The sequence below is a fragment of the uncultured Phascolarctobacterium sp. genome (assembly GCF_902463975.1).
Classification (GTDB): Bacteria; Bacillota; Negativicutes; order Acidaminococcales; family Acidaminococcaceae; genus Phascolarctobacterium_A.
The window spans coordinates 25,493-44,889 of record NZ_CABQHJ010000016.1; the positions used below are offsets into that span (position 1 = coordinate 25,493).

The window sequence follows — 19,397 nt, forward strand, 5'->3', positions numbered from 1 at the left end:
GCCGTAAGGCGTAAATGAAAATGCCGACGTTGCAGCCCGAAAGGCTTGCGGACGTCGGCGTTTTTTTTGTTTACATAAAAAACAAGGAAATAGTATATCGGTTTACTTGCAATTAAATTTTCGATATGCTAGAATTAAATAGGAAGTAAATACTAATTAGCGATATTTGTATAACACCCCCTAGGTCAGAAACTGCTTGTTTATAAGTTGCCTTTACCTAATATATAGATATTTGCTAGCAATAATCAGTTACGACCGAATTGCAAAATAGCAATGCAATAGACTGATTATTTTCAATTAGAAAAATTCTGCGAGAAGAGATGGATTTGTATAGCGATGTTCTGTGAGGCATTTGCTGTATAAATTGTCTTTTTGCGCAGTTTTTTTGTTTTTATATTTATTTTGATGAGTGTTTTATACACAAAGGAGTTGAAGTTATGAAAACGAAACTCAAAAGTAAGAAATGGAAGTCGCTTGTTTCAGGTATTCTCCTGGCAGCCAGTGCATCGAGCTTTCTCATAGCACCGGTTTTTGCTGCAGATTACACTGACCCGCTTACCGGCTATGTTGATGATGATCTTGATATCATCGGAGACGATGGCAATACGGTAAAGCTCGACAAAGCTACTAACACTATTATCTATGATTTCCAAGGTCAGGACCACACGTTTACGGTAAAGAATGATGATGGTATTACAGCCTCTCAGGGTGACAAATACAGCTACATCTTTAGTAACGTAGGCGCAGATGGTAGCAAAGGTACGCTTCACATTTACCAGTCCAACAACCAGTATAATCCCTATGCTGGTGTGAATGGTTTTATAGCTAGCGGCTGTAAGAGCGGCGGTAAGATTACTGTCAACAGTAATCTGGATATTACTGCCACCTCTGACTATGCCTCTACAGGTGTTACCGTTGCTAACGGTGCTGACCTGGTCATTAACGGTAACGTTAAAATGCGCAAGGATGATCCTTCCAATCCCTGGGGCATTATTACCAAAAATGTGCATGGTAATGTAGGTCCTGGCGGTGCAGTTACCATGGATAATGGCTATGACGCCAATTATACCGGCGCACGCTGGCAGCCCAGTGCTTTCAACGTTGGCTATACACGTGGCAATATTACTGTTAATGGTGACGTAGACGTTGCTGTACGCGGTACTGCTGTCAATGTAGGTGCATATGATGCCGTTGAAGGTGTACATCCGTATGACCTGGCTACCGTTTCTCTGGTAGGCGATTCTACCCGTATCATTACTCCGTACAGAGAAAAAAATTCTGTCGAAGGCTTTGGCGAATTCATCGAGCCTTACTATTCTCTGGCATGCTACGGCGGCACAATTAATGTTAATGTAAAGAATATGGAAGCGCAAAAGGGCAAGGTTGAAATTGTCGGCAACATTATGGCCATGAAGCGCTCCGAGTATACACGTAAGAGCGATGTTTATCAGGATGGGCGCATTAATTTAGCTCTGACCACCAGTGATTCTTCTTGGAAAGGTATTATTGATAATACAAATCTGAACTATGATGTTGCGGATTCCAATGTAGCTTTTGGTTGGCGGTACGACCCGGATATGATGCCGGTGTATGCTGACCATTCCGGTGAAGTAAACCTGTGGCTGCAGAATGGTGCACAATGGATTTATGAAAATGCTTCCCGTAAGGATGGTCTGGATTACAGCCATATGCCGCAATACAGCCAGTCAAGCTACGGCAACTATGATGGCATGTCCCATCTGAGCAGTCTTGTTGGCGGCAAAGACAGTGCATCTGCCGGCATCATCAGAGTAAATGACAGCGATCCTATTCAGATTGCTGAGGCTGAAGGCGTTACCAAGGTTTGGTACGAGCATGCTGATGCTACTCCGGGCACTATTATCGGTGGCGATGTGAAGGTTCTTAATGCCAAAACCGGCACCGAGATGATGCTTTACACTGGCAACAATGGTATTACTAAAGGCTTTGCTGAAGGTGATGCTGCTGCAGATAAAAACAATGTCAGTGAAGTGCTGAACTCCCTGGCACACAAGCTGTGGTATATGGCAGGCGACAGCAACCTTAAAGGCAGCGTATCCATTGCTGAAGGTCTGACTGCTTCTTCTGCTACGATGAAGACTGGCAACATTACCTTTGCCGAGGGTGGCCAGGGCTTCTATGATTATACTCCGGAGAAGGATGATAAGCCTTATGAAACTGGTCCTATTGTAAAATCTGAAAATATTGATGAAACACGTGTAAGCGATGTCAACGGCATTGTTTCTATCAATGTTACCAACCCTCAGACTGGTGTATCTGGTGATGCTCCCAGTGCAATGTATGCAGTAGGCGACGTAGTAACTCCGCTTGTAGTTGATTTACAGGGACATACCTTGAAGCTTAACACAAGTGGTGACGAAAAGAAATATTTATCAACCGTTTATGTTGATGACAATAAGAGCATGGAGATTAAGGATTCCAAGGGCAATGGCGTCCTGAAGGTTTCCGCCGGTCTTGGTGCTGATGGCAATGCTGATACTAAAGCTAACTATGTTTATGGCATTCGTGTAGGTGAAAACGGCAGCTTTACCGCAAATACCGATGTTGAGATAGACGGAGTTAAATCTAGTGCTACTCAGCGTGCTTATGGTGTATATGTAAGTACCAAAGGCAATGTTGTATTCGAAAAAGATTTGACCATCAAGAATGTTCTGACCGGCAACAAGGTTGGACCGAACACTGCCGGTATTTATGCAGACAGTTCTTCAAGTGCAGATGCGCCTATTAATATAACTGTTAAAGGCAATCTTAATATTGAAAACGTATTGGGCAGTGCAATCCGTGCATTGAATAGTTCAACTGTATCTACTGCAGGCGCAACTATTAAAGCTGCGGATATGTCTAACGGTACGGATTATAGCCAATACTATGCTTTACAGGCTAATAAGGGTACCATTAACCTTAATACAGGTGAAGGCATTACCGCAGGAATTCTGGACGTTACCGGTGACATGAAGGTAACTGACAATAAAGTTTCTGTTATCAATGTCAACATGACCAAGGGTTCTCAATGGACAGGCGCAGTAAGCAATATTCCAGGCAGTACATATAATGCCCCGGCCGGACAGTTTAATCTGACAATGGCAGAGGGCTCTGTATGGAATCATGAAACCGGTCGTTCAGTAGATACGCTGAAGACAACTTTTGCCGGCAGCAATGTTTCTAAGCTGGACGGTTCCGGTGTAATATACCAAAATTCCGACAAGGGTATTACCGTATATGATTACAGCGGTGACACAACTGTTGTTTACGGTCATGATGCCAATAATCCGCAGAACATCAATGGTGGCAATTTCACTGTTAAGACAGCGGCTGCCGGTTCCAAGATTACTTTGGTAACTGATAGTCAGGGCATTACTGGCGGCTTTGAGGATAGCGATACTGCTGCAGAAAAGAATAATGTTAAGGAAGTACTGAACAAGCTGGCTAATAAGCTGTTCTACACAGGCTACAAGGATGCAAATCTGTCCGGCGTTGTTAAGATTGCTGATGGCTTGACAGCATCTAGTGTAAGCGCTACTGTAAAAGCTTCTGGCGATATTACCTTCTCTGATGGCAGCAATGGAACGAAAAAAGCTGGACAGGGTTTCTATGATTATACTCCCGAACAGGAGAAACCCAATTATAAAACAGGTTCTATTACCAAGTCTGAAGATATCAGCTTGAGCCGTGAGCTTGATGAAAGCGGCATAGCACATGTTACTGTAACTGAATCGAATGCTGGTAATAATAAATTTGCCAGCGCTATTTACGCAGGCGAATCAACTGAACCATCCAAACCGATGACTGTAAAAATGTCCGGTAAGGGACTGGCTTTGAATGTTGCACAAACCAGCGGACAGGCAGCAGCTATTTACACAGGCGCTAATACTTATATCAAGGTTATAAATCCGTCTGCTGACCAAAAGCTGACGATTACTGCAAACAATACGGATACCAGAGGCTCTCATGGTATTTATGCTGACGGAAACGCACATCTGAATATTTCCGGCCCGGTAGAAATTACTGATATTACCACTAAGGGTGATTCCGCAACCGGCATTAATATCCAGGGCAAGCAGAGCGAGATTAATATCGATGGCCCGCTGACAATCAGCAATGTTAAGGGTATTAGAGAACGCGGCAAAGGCATGAATGCTTCCGGTATTCTGGTAACTGGTGATACCTCCTCTGTTAATGTTACAGGCCCGGTGGATATCTCCGGTGTACGCGGCAGTGGCATTAGACTGGCAGGCAAGGATACCAAGGTATCTGTAGGCGGCGGTACCATCACGGCAGCCGAAGACAGTGATAAATCTCATAATTTCTATGCAGTCCGCGTAGATAAAGGCACGCTGGATATCAACATGAAGGACGGCGCTGCAGGCGATACGACCACCAAGATTACCGGTGATATGTATGCAACCGGCCAATATGGCAAGAAGGTTGTGGAATACACCGGCGGCGAGCTGATTGACTGGAATGACGCAGGCATTCTCAATGTTGCATTGAATGATAAGGATTCCTTCTGGAAGGGCGTTGCAGCTTATGACCAGTATAATGATGACTATGGCAGCGGCGGTAACACCACGCATGATATCGGCCAGTTCAACCTGTATCTGCAAAACGGTGCAACCTGGACCAATGAACAGCAATCGCATGTGACAACTACGACCATAGCGTACAAAAACCCTGTATGGACAGGCAGCACGCTGGCAACTTTGCATGGCGGCAAGGATGCAGATAACGCAGGTCTGATTTACCAAAAGGATAAGAATCCTATTTCTGTTGTAAATTATAGCGGTCATACCACTGTATTCTATGAGCATGATGCTAGTGATCCGACCAAGATTATTGGCGGCAGCTTCAATATTACCAATGCAGCAGAAGGCTCTGCTATCACCTTTATTACAGATAATAAGGGCATCACCTCCGGCTTTGCAGATGGAGATTCCGCTGATGCCAAGGATAAAGTAGCTAACGTACTGAACAACCTGGCTGGCAAGCTGTTCTACAAGAACTATACTGATGGTCATCTGGCTGGCGTAGTGAAGATTGCTGATGGCCTGACAGCTTCTTCCGCAGCACTGAAGACCGGCGATATTTCCTTCTCTACTGAAGACACAGGCACCCTTACACCTGGCCAGGGCTACTATGCTTATAAGACTAGCAAGCCCGGCAGCCAGATAACTAAAGAATTTACTACGGCAATTACCGGTGATGCAGCTGCTGATACGGTTTACATAGAAAAAGGCGTACTGAAGGACGATGGCACCTATGTATTTACTGCAGACAGCACGACCATCACACCTGAAAAGCATCTGATTGCAGGTGGTGCGTATGTTCCGCAGATTGGCGCAGCTATTTCCGGCTCCGACGAAAATCATAATGTTACCATTGATATGAATGGCAACAAGCTGACTGTAGATACAACAACTGATACCCATACAACCGGTATCGCAGCTATTGGCAAGGGTGTAGTCAACATCAATAATGCCGGTGCAATGTCTGTCAGTGCAACAAGCACCAAGAATGGTCAGACAGGCGCACTGTTCGTTAATGCCGGCGGTACGATTAATATTCACAATGCCGGTGCTGATAATGTGCTTACCTTGCGTGCTAACAGCACTGCTCCGGCAAATGCTGCAGTTATCAAGAGCATGAACGGTGTAAGCGGCGTTATGTCTACTATCACTGTTGATGGTCTAGTTGATGTTGTGGCTGATAAGAGCAATGCTTCCGGTGCTAACGAAGCAATCAGTGCAGTTGCCTCCAAGGTTGAGGTTGGTGGCGGTGTCATCAAGGCTATTAACGGAGCAGAATATGCTATTCGCGCCTATGGTGAATTCGCTTCCAAGAACCGCGGACAGGTTAATGTGAATGTCAAGAAGGATGCTGAAGGCGCTATTATCGGTGCAGGCAACAATAATGTTCAGATGGAAGGCAATGTATATCTCGGCGGCGGCATGGATAATGCCGGTGCAAGTGCAGATGTAAGCATTGGCCTGAATACTAAGGATTCCTTCTGGAAGGGCAATGTAAGCAATGCTAACGGCAGCAGCGCAGGCATCGTTAACCTTTACATGGGTAATGGTGCAACCTGGACCGGCAATAACCTTTCCGGCAACACTGTAAACGCTAATCTGGATAATGCAACCTGGACCGGTTACAGCAATGGCAATGCTATGCACCTGAAGCTGGATAATTCTATCTGGAATGTAAATGGTGCCAGCAAGCTTGCTTCCTTCTCCGGTAATAAAGGCAGCATCTTTGTGGCAAGCGATGCAGGCGATATCAGTGTAGCTGATTACAGCGGCAACACTACTGTTATTTACAGCCATGATGCTGATAATCCGACCAATATTCTTGGCGGCAGCTTTACCATCGGACAGGCTAATAATGGCTCCAATATTACGCTTATCACTGATAACCAGGGCATTACTAAAGGCTTTAACGCATATGATAAGGCTGAAGACCAGAATACTGTTAATGAAGTTCTTAACAAGCTGGCACAGAAGCTCTTCTACACTGCTAATGATGGCAAGCTGGCAGGTACTGTCAAGATTGCTTCCGGCTTAACTGCTTCTTCTGCAGCCTTGAAGACCGGCGATATCAGCTTCTCTACTGATGCAACAGGCACGAAGACACCAGGTCAGGGCTTCTATGATTATGTAGTGGCAGACGATTCTGTTATTAAAGATCCTATTACCGGTAACCTTGATAAGAAATATGTAAATTTGGGCATTGAAACCCAAAAAGGCATTTACAACTTCACTAAGGATACAGTTATTAATGTAACCAAGGGTGATTACAGCTTTAACCTTAGTGCTATTGAATCCAAAGGCGGACCGATTACGATTAATGCCGATGGCATGAATCTGGACGTAGCTTACCATGTTCTGAAGGGCAGCAATGTTGCACGTGCGGTTGCTACCGGTAATAGCTATGGCAAGTCTAAGGATATTACTATTAAAGCTGACAGCCTGAAGCTCAGCACTGATACAACCGGTTTTAGGGCACAGGGTGTTTATGCAACCGGTGGTAAGATTACTATTGATGCAGACACCACCATTACTACCTCTGCGCAGACAGAAAGCAATGGTATTTACAGCGGCAGCGGCGGCACTGTTACCATGAACGGCAACCTGGATATCCAAAAGGATAGCAAGGCAGCTAATTACATTGCACTGAATTCTGATGATAATGGCGTTATCAATGTTAATATTAAAGATGGCAAGGCAGGCGACGGTATTGTCAAGATTGATGGCGATGTCTTCACCAAGTCTGCTGAAAGCTATGATGAGTGGGAGGATGAAACAACTTCTACCACTTCTACCGTTAATCTGGCATTACAGGGCAAGGACAGCAGCTGGAACGGCCGCAGCCTCTACGAAGTTACTTCCGGTGATAACTCAACCAGCTATGGTACCTTTAATCTGTGGCTGGCAGATGGTGCAACCTGGACCAACGAGAAGAACGGCAAAGAGGTTCCGAGCGGCTTTACCGGCAGCTATGTAACTAAGTTTACTGGCGGCAGCGATGCAGCCCATGCAGGCAATATCTTCCAAAATGATGAATATGACCTGACCATTGATAATTACAGCGGCAATACCAACATCTTCTATGCACACACCGGTAACGGCGAAGCAGCTGATAACTACGCAGCAGGCGACACTATTATCAGAAGTGCAGCAGAAGGCTCTGTAGTATCTCTGATTACCAATAACAGCGGCGTCAACATGAACTCTGCTGACAGCATTGTTAACGTACTGAATAGCCTGGCAGGCAAGCTGACATACAGCAACTTCACTAAGGACGAAAATAACCTGACCGGTTATGTGAAGATTGCCGATGGCCTGACTTCTTCTTCCGCAGCAATGTACACTGGCGATATGGCGTTCTCCAAAGAAGACGGCAAAGGCAGCCTGAAGGACGAAGACAGCATCAGACCGTTCCTGCCGGCACCTGATCATCAGATTACCAACGAGTTCACTACTACTTTGGACGGCGTAAGAGAAAAGGATCAGGAATACCATAAGGCTGGCGTAATTAAGGGCGAAGGCCTGTATCAGTTCACTGAAAACAGCAGCATTACTACAACTAATGCACATGGCTCTAACATGAACCAGGCTACTACCATTGATGCAAAAGGCAAAACCTTGACCTTTAACACCAACATTACCGACAGATCTACCATTCATGCAATTGGTGCTAACAGCACTGACGGCGTAACTATTACTGCTGACAAGCTGGTGCTCAACGCTAACAGTACCAACGGTCGTGTAGAGGGCATCAACGTAGGCGGCCAGGGCCAGCAGAACAAGGATAACCCGATGAAGCTGACCATCAATGGCGACACAGAAATGAATGTTAAGGGCATTGGTTATACCTTGGGCCTGTATGCAGCAGGTAATGCTGAAGTAACCTTCAATGGCAATGTAACTGCTATGGGTAACGAAGACAGCGAATGGGGCCTGACCTCCAGAGATGGTGCTTGGGGCTACTATGGTTGCTCTTTGGTATACAGCGGCAGCAACTACAGCCTGCAGATGGGACCGAAGGTTACCATCAACGGTGATGTAAATGCTAAGATTGACGGCAACTGCCTGTTCGCCAACGGCGGTCATGCTAAGCTGACGATTAACGGCGGCGGCAACATCGAAATCAACAAAGATAACGAGCATAACTACTATGCAATGATTGCTGAATCCGGCACTACCAGCATGAACGTTAACCTTGATGAAAACTACGATGCAATCAGTGCAAGAGATAACAAGCTGGTGCTGAAGGGTAACGTAGGCGCATCTACCGGTGCAATTAATGCTAGAGAGCCTGAGCTTTATACTAAAGTAAACCTTGGCCTGGCAACTGCAGATTCCGAATGGACCGGCATTGCCTATAACGGCTTTAAGGATGAAGGCAATTCGGCATATGGCAGCGATAAGAAATTCTACGGTGCAATCAATGTCTTCCTGCAGAATGGTGCAATCTGGAACAATGAGCAATGGGGCGAAGCTGTTGATCAATTCGAAGGCAGCCATATTGCTAAATTCGTAGGCGGCAGCGATGCAGCACATGCAGGCAACATCTTCCAAAATGATGAATATGACCTGACCATTGACAACTATAGTGGCAACACCAACATCTACTACGCTCACACCGGCAACGGCGAAGCAGCTGATGACTACGCAGCAGGCGACACCATTATCAGAAGCGCAGCAGAAGGCTCTGTAGTATCACTGATTACCGACAACAGTGGTATTGCAATGGACAATGAATACAGCGTAGCTAACGTGCTGAACAGCCTGGCAGGCAAGCTGACCTACAGCAATTTCACTAAGGGCGAGAAGAACCTGGCCGGTTACGTGAAGATTGCCGACGGTCTGACTGCAAGCAGTGCAGCAATGCAGACCGGCAACATTGCCTTCAGTACTGAAAGTGGCAAAGGCAGCTTGGAGAACGGTTCTATGAAGCCTGGCTTCAGCTATCCGGAAACCCAGAAGCCTGAAGCTACTGAAAAGAACCAGGGTATTACCGGCGATGCCAAGACTGACTATCAATACAAGAAGGACGGCATTCTGAAGGAAGACGGCTCTTATGTATTCACTCAGGATCCGACTAAGATTGAGGTTGAAAGCGGCGCTGCAGTAGATGCAACCGAGAACAACATTAACATCGACAGCACCAAGGCTAAGCTGGAGCTGAAGGGTGAAACTGGCATTAAGGCCAATGGTGCGGATGTTAATGTTAAGGGTAACACCGAAATCAGCGGCAATGTAGGTATCGACGCAGTAAACGGCAACGTAACCTTGAATGGCAGCACTGTTATCAACGGTACTGATGCTGCAATCAATGCAGGCGAAGGCGGCAATGTAGATATCAACACCAACAACAGCGCTCTGAACATTAAGGGTGATATCAATGCCAACGGCGGTAACATTACTATAGACAGCGGTAATGCAACCGGCATTATCAACGGTGATGTAACTGCAAACAATGGCGGTAACGTTGAAATCACCTTGAATGATGCAAAATCCGAGCTGACTGGTAGCTATAATGTTGACGATGACAGCAGCGTTGTAATGAATATTGCTAATGGTGCAACCTGGAACCTGACTGACGACGAGGACGATGCTGAAGGTATGTCCTTGTTGAGAATGGCCAAAGCACCTGCAGTAGCTGCTGATAAAGGCCTGACCATTAATGGTGGCGAGAGCAAAGCAAAGACCGGCTACCTGAACATGGCCAAGAGAACTAAGAATCTCAAGATTGCAAGCTACAGCGGTTGGGAAACCATCATCTATGGTCACGAAAATGCAGGCGACAAGGACGAAGACTACAAGTCTGGTGATACTATAATCAACAAGGCTGCTAAGGATTCCGGCGTAATCCTGTCCACAGACAACAGTGGCATCAACATGGACGATAAAGCTGCAGTTGAAGCAACCCTGAAGGCATTGGCTCATAAGCTTACCTACACTGACCATAAAGCAAATGGCAGCAACCTGACCGGTATGGTACAGATTGCCGATGGCCTGACTGCTTCTAGTGCAAGCAAGTACCTCGGTAACATGAGCTGGGATGAAAACGGTAAGGGCCAGTATGTTGATAATAGTGTTAACTGGGCTGAGATTTACAATGGCAACTATGAAACCTTTGTAATGAAAGGCGTAAGAAGCGCTGCAACGACCTCCATGCATAGCTGGCGCGACAACATGCAGGATACCTACACTGGTGCAGACCTGGCAGATGAAGACGGTATCTTTGCTAAGGCACTGGGTGGCAAGACAAGCTCTGATGTTAAGGGCGTTAGAGATGATAACACCTACCGTGGTGTACAGGTTGGCTTGGACAAAGCTCTGGCAAACGGCTGGCATGCAGGCGTAGCCTTTGATTATCGCAATGGCGATTCCAACTACCTGTTGGGCGGCAAGGGCGACAACCAGCTCTATAGCTTTGGTGTATACGGCGTGAAGAACTTCGCAGACCAGTCCTACCTGCGCGTAGCAGCAAAAGCCGGTCGCGTTGAAAACGAATACGACGTTTACAACGAAATCCGCAGCCTGAAGCTGCATGGCGATTACAAAGCTAACGCATATGGCCTGACCATGGAATATGGCAAGACCTTCGGTAGCGAGGCAAGCTACTTCACTCCGAAAGCACAGCTGACCTGGTCTCAGGTAGGCAGCAAGGATTACACTGCGCATACTCCGAACGACAGCATGAGAATTGACCAGGACGCTTACAGTAGCCTGGTAGCACGCTTCGGTGTAGAAGCAGGTGCTAAGAGCGAAAAAGGCCGCGTGTATGTTGGCCTGTATGGCGCACATGAATTCAATGGCGACATCACTGCAAGCTACTTTGCTAAGGACGGCGGCTATAAGCACACCAGCTTCGACGGCAGCGATACCTGGATGGAAATGAGCGTTGGCAGCAGCTATGACCTGAGCGACAATTGCCATATCTATGCAGACTTTGCTAAGGATTTCGGTGGCGACTTCGAGCGTAAGTGGAAGGCAAATGTAGGCCTGCGTTTCGAGTTCTAAGAGCTTTCAACAAGTTATTCCCTGATATATAAGGCTGCGCTGCAGCTGAATATACATCATCAAAAAAGCGAAGCGGCTATCCGTTATTAGACGGAAAGCTGCTTTGCTTTTTGATAACTGAATCCGATAAAAAATAATAAAATAATATCCTGAATTGCTACTGCGAATAGTTATCTCCCTTGTCAGATTACCAAAATCAACAAAGTCACAATATATTCAAATTTCACTTGACGTCAAAGGCTATATATGGTAAACTCTACATGATAAGAAATACCAATAACAGAAAAGTGCAAGTGATACACCCCTTATGAAAAACACGCATAACAAAAGAAAGCAATTACTACAGGTTGTGCGTTATAATATTAGTATAAGCAATTAGGTGAAGATATTTTGCCGAATATCTTCTTCACAGGGAAGTCCGATGTGATTTCGACGCTGTTCCGCAACTGTGAAAGTGAGCTACTTTATCATTAAGCTTCTGCTTAAACCTCTTACCAAGGGATGAAGTGGCAATGATCTTAAGCCAGGGTACTGACTGATTGTGTACATTAAGTGTCTACGAGATTAGACATACTTAAGGAGAAGGAAGTTCTAAGCATTTAGTTTATGCAACTATCCTTTTGTTTTAGTGTGGTCTAATCTTTTTTTGTTTTTTGCCATTAAAAGAATTTTAAAATTTTTTTTAGCAACGATGTTGTAAGGAGTGAGAGTATGAGGAAAAATCAATCAAAAAAATGGCAGTTACTTACTGCCGGCATTATGATGTCAGTTTGTACATCATGCTTTACTGCACTGCCTGTTTGGGCTGCAGAATACAATGAACCGCTTACCGGCGATTTTTACGATGATAGTGACATCCTGGAAAATGATGGCAACACAGTAAAGCTGGATAAAGCTGCTAACACTATTACCTATGATTTCAAAGGTAAGGACCATACCTTTACTGTAAAGAACGATGATGCTGTTTCTAACTCCAATAAATATAGCTATGTCTATAATAACGTGGGCGGGACACTGCACATTTACCAATCCAATAACCTGTGGAATCCCTGGGCCGGTGTCAACGGCATTGCAGCTGGCGGCAACACTATTATTAACAGTAACCTGGATATCACTGCAACATCTGATTATGCCTCTGTGGGTGTGACAGTTGGCAATGGTGCTAACCTTGTTATTAACGGTAACGTAAAAATGCGCAAGGATGATCCTTCTAATCCATGGGGCATTATCACTAAAAACGTTCATGGCAACATCGGTCCTGGTGGTGCAACCTCTATGGATCCTACAGATGTTAACTATACTGGCGCACGCTGGCAACCGAGTGCCTTCAGCGTTGGCTATACTATGGGCGACATTACCGTTTATGGCAATGTAGACGTTGCTGTACGCGGTACTGCTGTCAATGTAGGTGCTTACAATTCGATGAAGGACGTACATCCTTACAATCTCGCATCTATTAACCTGGTGGGCAATTCTATTAAAATTGAAACCCCTTCTGATGAAAGAAAAGAGGATGGCAGCTTTAAGGAAGCATATTATTCTCTGGCTGCGTATGGCGGTACAATCAATATCAACGTTGTTGATACCAATAAAAACCAGGATAAAAGCTCTATCGATAACGAAAATCTGGAGGCAGTTGAGGGCAATACCACCAACCTTATCGGTAACGTAATTTCCCTGAAGCGCTCCGAGCGTACCGATAAGCCTGACGTATATCAGGATGGCCGTGTTAACATCGGTCTGGTAACCAAGGAATCATCCTGGAAGGGTGTTATTGATAACGCAGGTAAAACCCAGGCAGGTGAGGTTAATGTTTGGCTGAGCAATGGCGCACAATGGATTCATGAGGCTACCTCCAGGGTAGATGGCCTGGATTATAGCCATATGCCTGCTTACAGTAAGCCGAGCTATGATAACTTTGATGGCGTATCCTATGTTAATAAGCTGGTTGGCGGCAAAAAAGCTGCTAACAGCGGTTATATTTATCAAAACAGCGATGTTAAACTGAATATTGCTGATTACAGTGGTTCTAATACTATCGTTTACAAGCATAATAATAAAGGTACTGTAAAGGATGACTTCATCGGCGGCGATGTGACTATTAAACACGCTGCTGGCGGCTCCAATATTACATTGGCAACCGGTAACAATGGTATCAACCTCAGCGATGGTGATGAGGTTGCTGCAGTGCTCAATTCCTTGGCAAGCAAGCTGACCTATGAAGCCTATGCGAAAGACAACGGCGGTGAAAGAAATCTTAATGGTAACGTTATCATTGCTTCCGGTCTTACTGCTTCCAGCATCACTGCTGATGTCAAAGGCTTCATCAAATTTGACGAAGAAACCGGTGTTGGCGGTTACGTTAAGCCGCAGGAGGGTGAGCAGAATTCCACTGAAATTACCAGTGGACTGACAGGTACTACTTCTGATAGCGAGTATACTGCTGCTAATATCCGTCAAAATGATGGTTCCTATAACTTTACCAAGTCTACCACTATTGACGTGGAGGATGGCACTGCTATTGATGCCGCTGCAAATATTAAAATTAATGCTGAAGATGCAGCTTTGACCTTAAATGCTAAGCATGGTATTGTTACTAACGGTAAAAATGTAGATATTGCTGCCCGTACCTTATACATCTCTGCAAAGGAGGATGCTATTGTTGCTGATGGCGGCAAGGTAATAAGCCTGGGCATGACCAATATCAACAATGAGGATAAACCCAATAATCCGGCAGCGAAGAATGCAATTAAAGCAACCAACGGCGCTGAGGTTACCCTGGGCAATGGTGTGATTAAGGGCAGTGTTATCAGTGATGGCTCCGTAGTCAGCATCAATAAGGATAACCTGGATAGCGACGGCAACTATAAGACCGGCTCCCTGGAAGGCAATCTTGCTGTTGCTAATGGAGGCACAATTGACCTGACAGTTGCCGGCTATGCACAAAAATTCAACGGTAGCATTGTAAAAGCCGGTGATGTGGCAACTGCAGCTGTTGGGGACGACGGTAAAGTTAATTTGACCGTTGCTGATGGTGCTGTATGGACCGGCGCTCATAAGAACGCTGATGCTGAGCTTAACCTGACTCTTTCCGGCGGTACCTGGAATAATACCGGTACAGATGCAACCTTGGTTAATACCTTAAAAGGCGGCAAGGGTGTTGTTAAGACTATTAAATATATCAACCCGAACGGCGGCAATAACGAGGAAGTAGAAATCCCTGTTAACGGCTTTATCAGCATGGCACCTGATGCCGGTGCAGTTACCGTAGGCAGCTTCGGCGGTACTCATATCGTAAGCTATGACCATGATAATGCAGGCACTGATGTAAGTGATTACAAGGGCGGCAATTTCACTGTTGAAAAAGCAGATGAAGGTTCTATGCTGATTGCGGCAACAAATAGCAAAAACATCAAGACTAATGACCAGGATGCTGTTGAAGCAGCCTTCAAGGCATTGGCACAAAAAATTTACTATAGCAATGCAGGTGTTGATGAAAACCTGACCGGTAAGACTATGATTAGCTCCGGCCTGACCGCTTCCAGCGTTTCCCGTTGGCTTGGCGATATGAAATTTGACAGCAACAATGGCGGTGTAGGCAGCTTTGTCGGCGGCAGCGGTGTTAATATTACCGGCGATTACGAAACCGCTCTGATGAAGGGTGCAAGAGCGGCAACCACCAGCGCTATGCTTTCCTGGCGTGATAATGCAGCAAACGTAATTTATCGTGGCGATATGCTGCGTGCACATATGGAAAGCGATGGCATCTGGGCTAAGACCTTCGGTGGCAAGGATAGCTACAATGCAAATGCAGTTGATTTGAGCAACAACTATTGGGGTGCACAGGTTGGCTATGACCGAATGTATGACAATGGCTGGATTCTGGGCGCTGCTATTGATTACCAGAAGAGTAGCTCCAGCTACAATTACACTGATGATGATTTCGGTGTTATTGGCGGCAACAGTGGCGATAACAAGCTGTACAGCGTTGGCCTGTATGCTTCTAAGGACTTGGGCAAGGGCGCTCATATGGATTTCGCAGCTAAGGCAGGCAGTGTACGCAGCGAGTTCAGCGTACACAACGGCATTGGCACTGAGCTGAGCGGTATTTACAGAAACCGTGGCTACAGTGCAACCGCAAGTCTGGCAAAACGTCTGGGAACCGATAAGAGCTATCTGGAGCCGCAGGTACAATTGACCTGGGCACAGCTGGGAGGCAGAAACTTTGCTGCTGCTACCGATGGCGGCGAAGTGCTGAACGTTAACCAGGAAGGCTACAACAGCCTTGTTGGTCGTCTGGGATTAGAGCTGGGCAAAACCGGTCGTATGGGTTCTGTATATGCTCGCTTTGGTCTGGCACATGAATTCTCCGGTGATATTACCGGCAACTATAGCGCAGAGGACGGCGGCAGCAAGACCACCTCTGTAGAGACCAAGGGCACCTGGGCAGAAATGAGCCTGGGCACTACCTTGAACATTAAGCCTAATGCAAGCGCATATTTCGATGTATCACGCACTTATGGCGCAGATTACGAGCATGACTGGAAGTTCAGCGGCGGCCTGCGCTTTGCACTGGACCGTTTGCCGAAGCAAGCTCAGGAAATCAGCGGCAAGGCTGAAGCTGAGCAGTTCCTTGCGGGCGAGGGCGCAACAGTTCAGGAAAATGCTGCTGCTAACGTGAAGACTGAAGCAATGCCAAGTATTGCTGAAGAAGAGCATACTCTCAATGCTCAGCCTGCAGCAGAGAACGCGCACGAGACTGTAGCTGCGCAAGAAACTGCTGTAGAAGAAGCTCCTGCAGCAGAAACAACTACTGTGGTAGAGCATTCTGAGCCTACTTATGTGGAAACTGTAACCACCTATGCTGCACCTGAGCCGACAGCAGCTGATTTCGATGAAATGAGCTTCGAGCTGGCACCGATTGTTGTTACTGCTTCCCGTGCAGAAGAATCCATCCTGAAGGCCAAAGCAGACATGAGCGTTGTTGGCCGTGAGGAAATCGAAAAGATGCATATGGAAAACGTAGAGGAAGCTCTGCGTACTGTTCCTGGTGCACAATTCCTGAATTATGGCGCTAATGGCCTGAATGCTAATCTGAGCGGCATCCGCCTGAATGGCAGTAAAGACGTAGTTATCCTTGTCGATGGTGTAAGAGTTAATGACTTCAAGGGCTCCGGCAGCAGCGGTTATATGTTTGCAGCACTCATGAACAACATGGATAACATTGAGCGCGTGGAAGTGCTGCGCGGCAGTGCGGCAACCATGTATGGCAGCGGTGCTAAGGGCGGTGTTATTAACATCATCACCCGTAAACCAACCGAAGCCAAGACTGTAATTGATATTTCCCGCGGCAACTTCGGTAAAGAGGCTTATAACTTCAATACCCAGGCTGCCAAGAACAAGGTCAGCTACAATATTTATCATGACAGATCAATTTCCGGTTCTACCAAGGATGGTAGCGGCAAGGTATGGCCTGGTCAGAATAATACCAAGAGCTCCGGTGCTAAATTCGAATATAGATTTAACGATGCTAATAAGCTGACCGTTAACTATGAAACCATCGATTCCCATTATTCCGGTATCGACCTTATTTATGGTGGCCATTATATAGGCTCTTATGATAGCGACAGCGTTACTTTGAAGCATGATTGGCAGATTAATGATGCCTGGAGCAATACCCTGCTGTACCGTACAACGAAGGAGAAACATTCCTGGGCTAAACCGGGTGGCGAGGATCCTAGTATGATCAAGCCTATTACCGGTAACCAGGAATACAAGCTGTTCAGTGATAACTTCCGATATCAGACTGATCGTTATTCCATGTACGGCGGCATTGAATACAGCAAGGGCAAGGACAACGATGTCCACCAGGATGCTACCAATACCTCCCTCTTCCTGCAGGGCGATTGGGAAATCCTGCCCCATCTGACATTGTCCGGCGGTATCCGTCATGACCGTCCGGAAAGTTTTGACAGCCATAATTCCATCAGCTACAAGCTTGGTTGGGATATTACTGAAAACGATACTCTGTACGCAGGTCGTAGTGATTTCTACATTATGCCGAGCTTAACTCAACTTTATGGCAATAAATATAACAAATATGGTAATACAGATTTGAAGCCTTCTGAAGGTCGCACTACTACCATTGGTTACAACCACAAATTCAATCCGGATAACTATGTAATGTTCAACTGGTTTGAAACTAAATCTGCAGTTGGTATGAAATTGAGTGATACTACCGATGAGAATGACCCGACCTACGGTCAGTATCAGAACAGCCGCGACGGTGTATCCCGTGGTTGGAATGTTCAGTACAATGCACGCCTGAGCGATACATTGATGTTCAAATTTGGCTGGGCACACCTGTTCTTTAACGAGGCTGATAACTTTACCATGGGTTATGCACCGAAGGATAAAGCAACCTTTGGCCTGTACTATGATAAGGACAAATTCGGTGCTGCCTTCGACGGCTTCTACTTCATTCGTGATACCAAGGGCCTGAAGCCGGGCGTTAAGGGTTGGCCTTCCGATAAGTATGGTATTTACAACCTGTCTCTTAACTACACTGCTGATAAGCAGACCAAGTTCTACCTCAAGGTGGATAACGTCTTCAACAAGCTGTGGGCTGAGCATACTGACGCTATTTGGCGCGAGGGTGCGGGCTGGTATTCCATGCCGGGAAGAAGCTTCGTACTTGGTATGCAGTACACCTTCTAAGCTATGAGTTAATCATGTTATATACGGAGCAGAACGCTCTGCTCCGTATTATATAATCCGTATTATATAAAATGTAAGAATTATTTTTGATGATGCAAAGGAGATTTTATCATGGCAAAAACTACTGAAAAAGAAGAAACTAAAGTAACTGAAATGGAAAACAAAATTGAGAAAATGACTCAGTTCCTGGCTGACAATAAAATCGAATGCTTCGATATTCAAAAAATGGAAGACGAGCATCACACCACTATCTTCCGTAGCCGCATGGAAGTAAAAGGCCAACTGCTGCCGATGGCACTGCTGATGGATGACAGCGTTTACATGCTGCTGCAGGTACAAATTGCTCCGCAGGTAATCGACGATGAAAAACTGAAAGCACTTGCCGGTGCTATCAACAACATGAACAACAACGTTCGTCCGTTCAAATTCACCGTTTCTGAGAGAGGCGACTTCATGCTGAATGCTTGCATTACTGCTGAAAACACCACCTTCAACCCGGCATTGGTAAATGCAATCATGGGCGAAGCAGTAAAATTTATGGAAGCACAATACGCCAACATCATGGAAGCTGTTTGGGCTAAATAAGGAGAGTGGCAGAAATGAAAAAGAAACTTATGACTTTACTGATGAGCGCTGTTATGGCTTTGGGTATCAGCGCAAGTGCTTTTGCTGCACCTGTCGGCGTTGTTAACGTTAATGCAATTTTGAACAGCTATCCCGGTATTACTGAGATTGCTAAATCCGTAGCACAGGAAAAAACTCGTCTGCAGGAAGAGTTCAACAAACAATCTGTTAACATGAGCGATGCAGATAAACAGGCTTTGGCACAAAAGCTTAACCAGCAGCTGGCTGACTTTGAACAGAAGAAGATGGCTCCTGTACAAAAGAAAATTAACAAGACCATTTTAGACGTAGCTAAAGCAAACAACATTGACAGCGTTGTGAATATGAATGCTATGGTAGCAGGCGGCAAGGACCTGACTGACGAGGTTATTAAAGCGTTGAAATGAAAGCAGCGTCTTAATGACAAATTGAATTCTTTTGTTGAGAAAACGCAGGCTGCTTTGATGAGCAGCAGCCTGTTTGATTAATGAATGAGCTGTACAAAGCTGTGCT

The 19,397-nt window shown here is 45.8% G+C and carries 4 protein-coding genes and 1 riboswitch; all 4 genes read left to right on the forward strand.

Annotated features, from left to right (window positions below; translation table 11 throughout):
• Positions 1–437 precede the first annotated feature (437 nt).
• The 4 genes from RDW05_RS06175 (at position 438) to RDW05_RS06190 (ending at position 19,291) form a co-directional block, all read left to right on the forward strand.
• Positions 438–11,564 carry a hypothetical protein gene (locus RDW05_RS06175; protein ID WP_307978237.1) on the forward strand — a complete coding sequence of 3,709 codons (11,127 nt, stop codon included), beginning with the start codon at positions 438–440 and terminating at the stop codon, positions 11,562–11,564.
• A gap of 360 nt (positions 11,565–11,924) precedes the next feature.
• Positions 11,925–12,118, forward strand: a riboswitch (cobalamin riboswitch).
• Between the two features lie 157 nt (positions 12,119–12,275).
• Positions 12,276–18,281, forward strand: coding sequence for a TonB-dependent receptor domain-containing protein (locus RDW05_RS06180; protein ID WP_307978238.1), 6,006 nt, complete (start codon positions 12,276–12,278; stop codon positions 18,279–18,281).
• A 111-nt stretch (positions 18,282–18,392) separates the two neighbouring features.
• The gene (locus RDW05_RS06185) at positions 18,393–18,866 is read left to right on the forward strand and encodes a hypothetical protein (protein ID WP_307978239.1); all 474 of its coding nucleotides are present in this window, start codon (positions 18,393–18,395) and stop codon (positions 18,864–18,866) included.
• 14 nt (positions 18,867–18,880) lie between these two features.
• Positions 18,881–19,291 (forward strand): OmpH family outer membrane protein, encoded by a 411-nt coding sequence (locus tag RDW05_RS06190; protein WP_307978240.1) that lies wholly within the window; start codon positions 18,881–18,883, stop codon positions 19,289–19,291.
• Positions 19,292–19,397 lie beyond the last annotated feature (106 nt).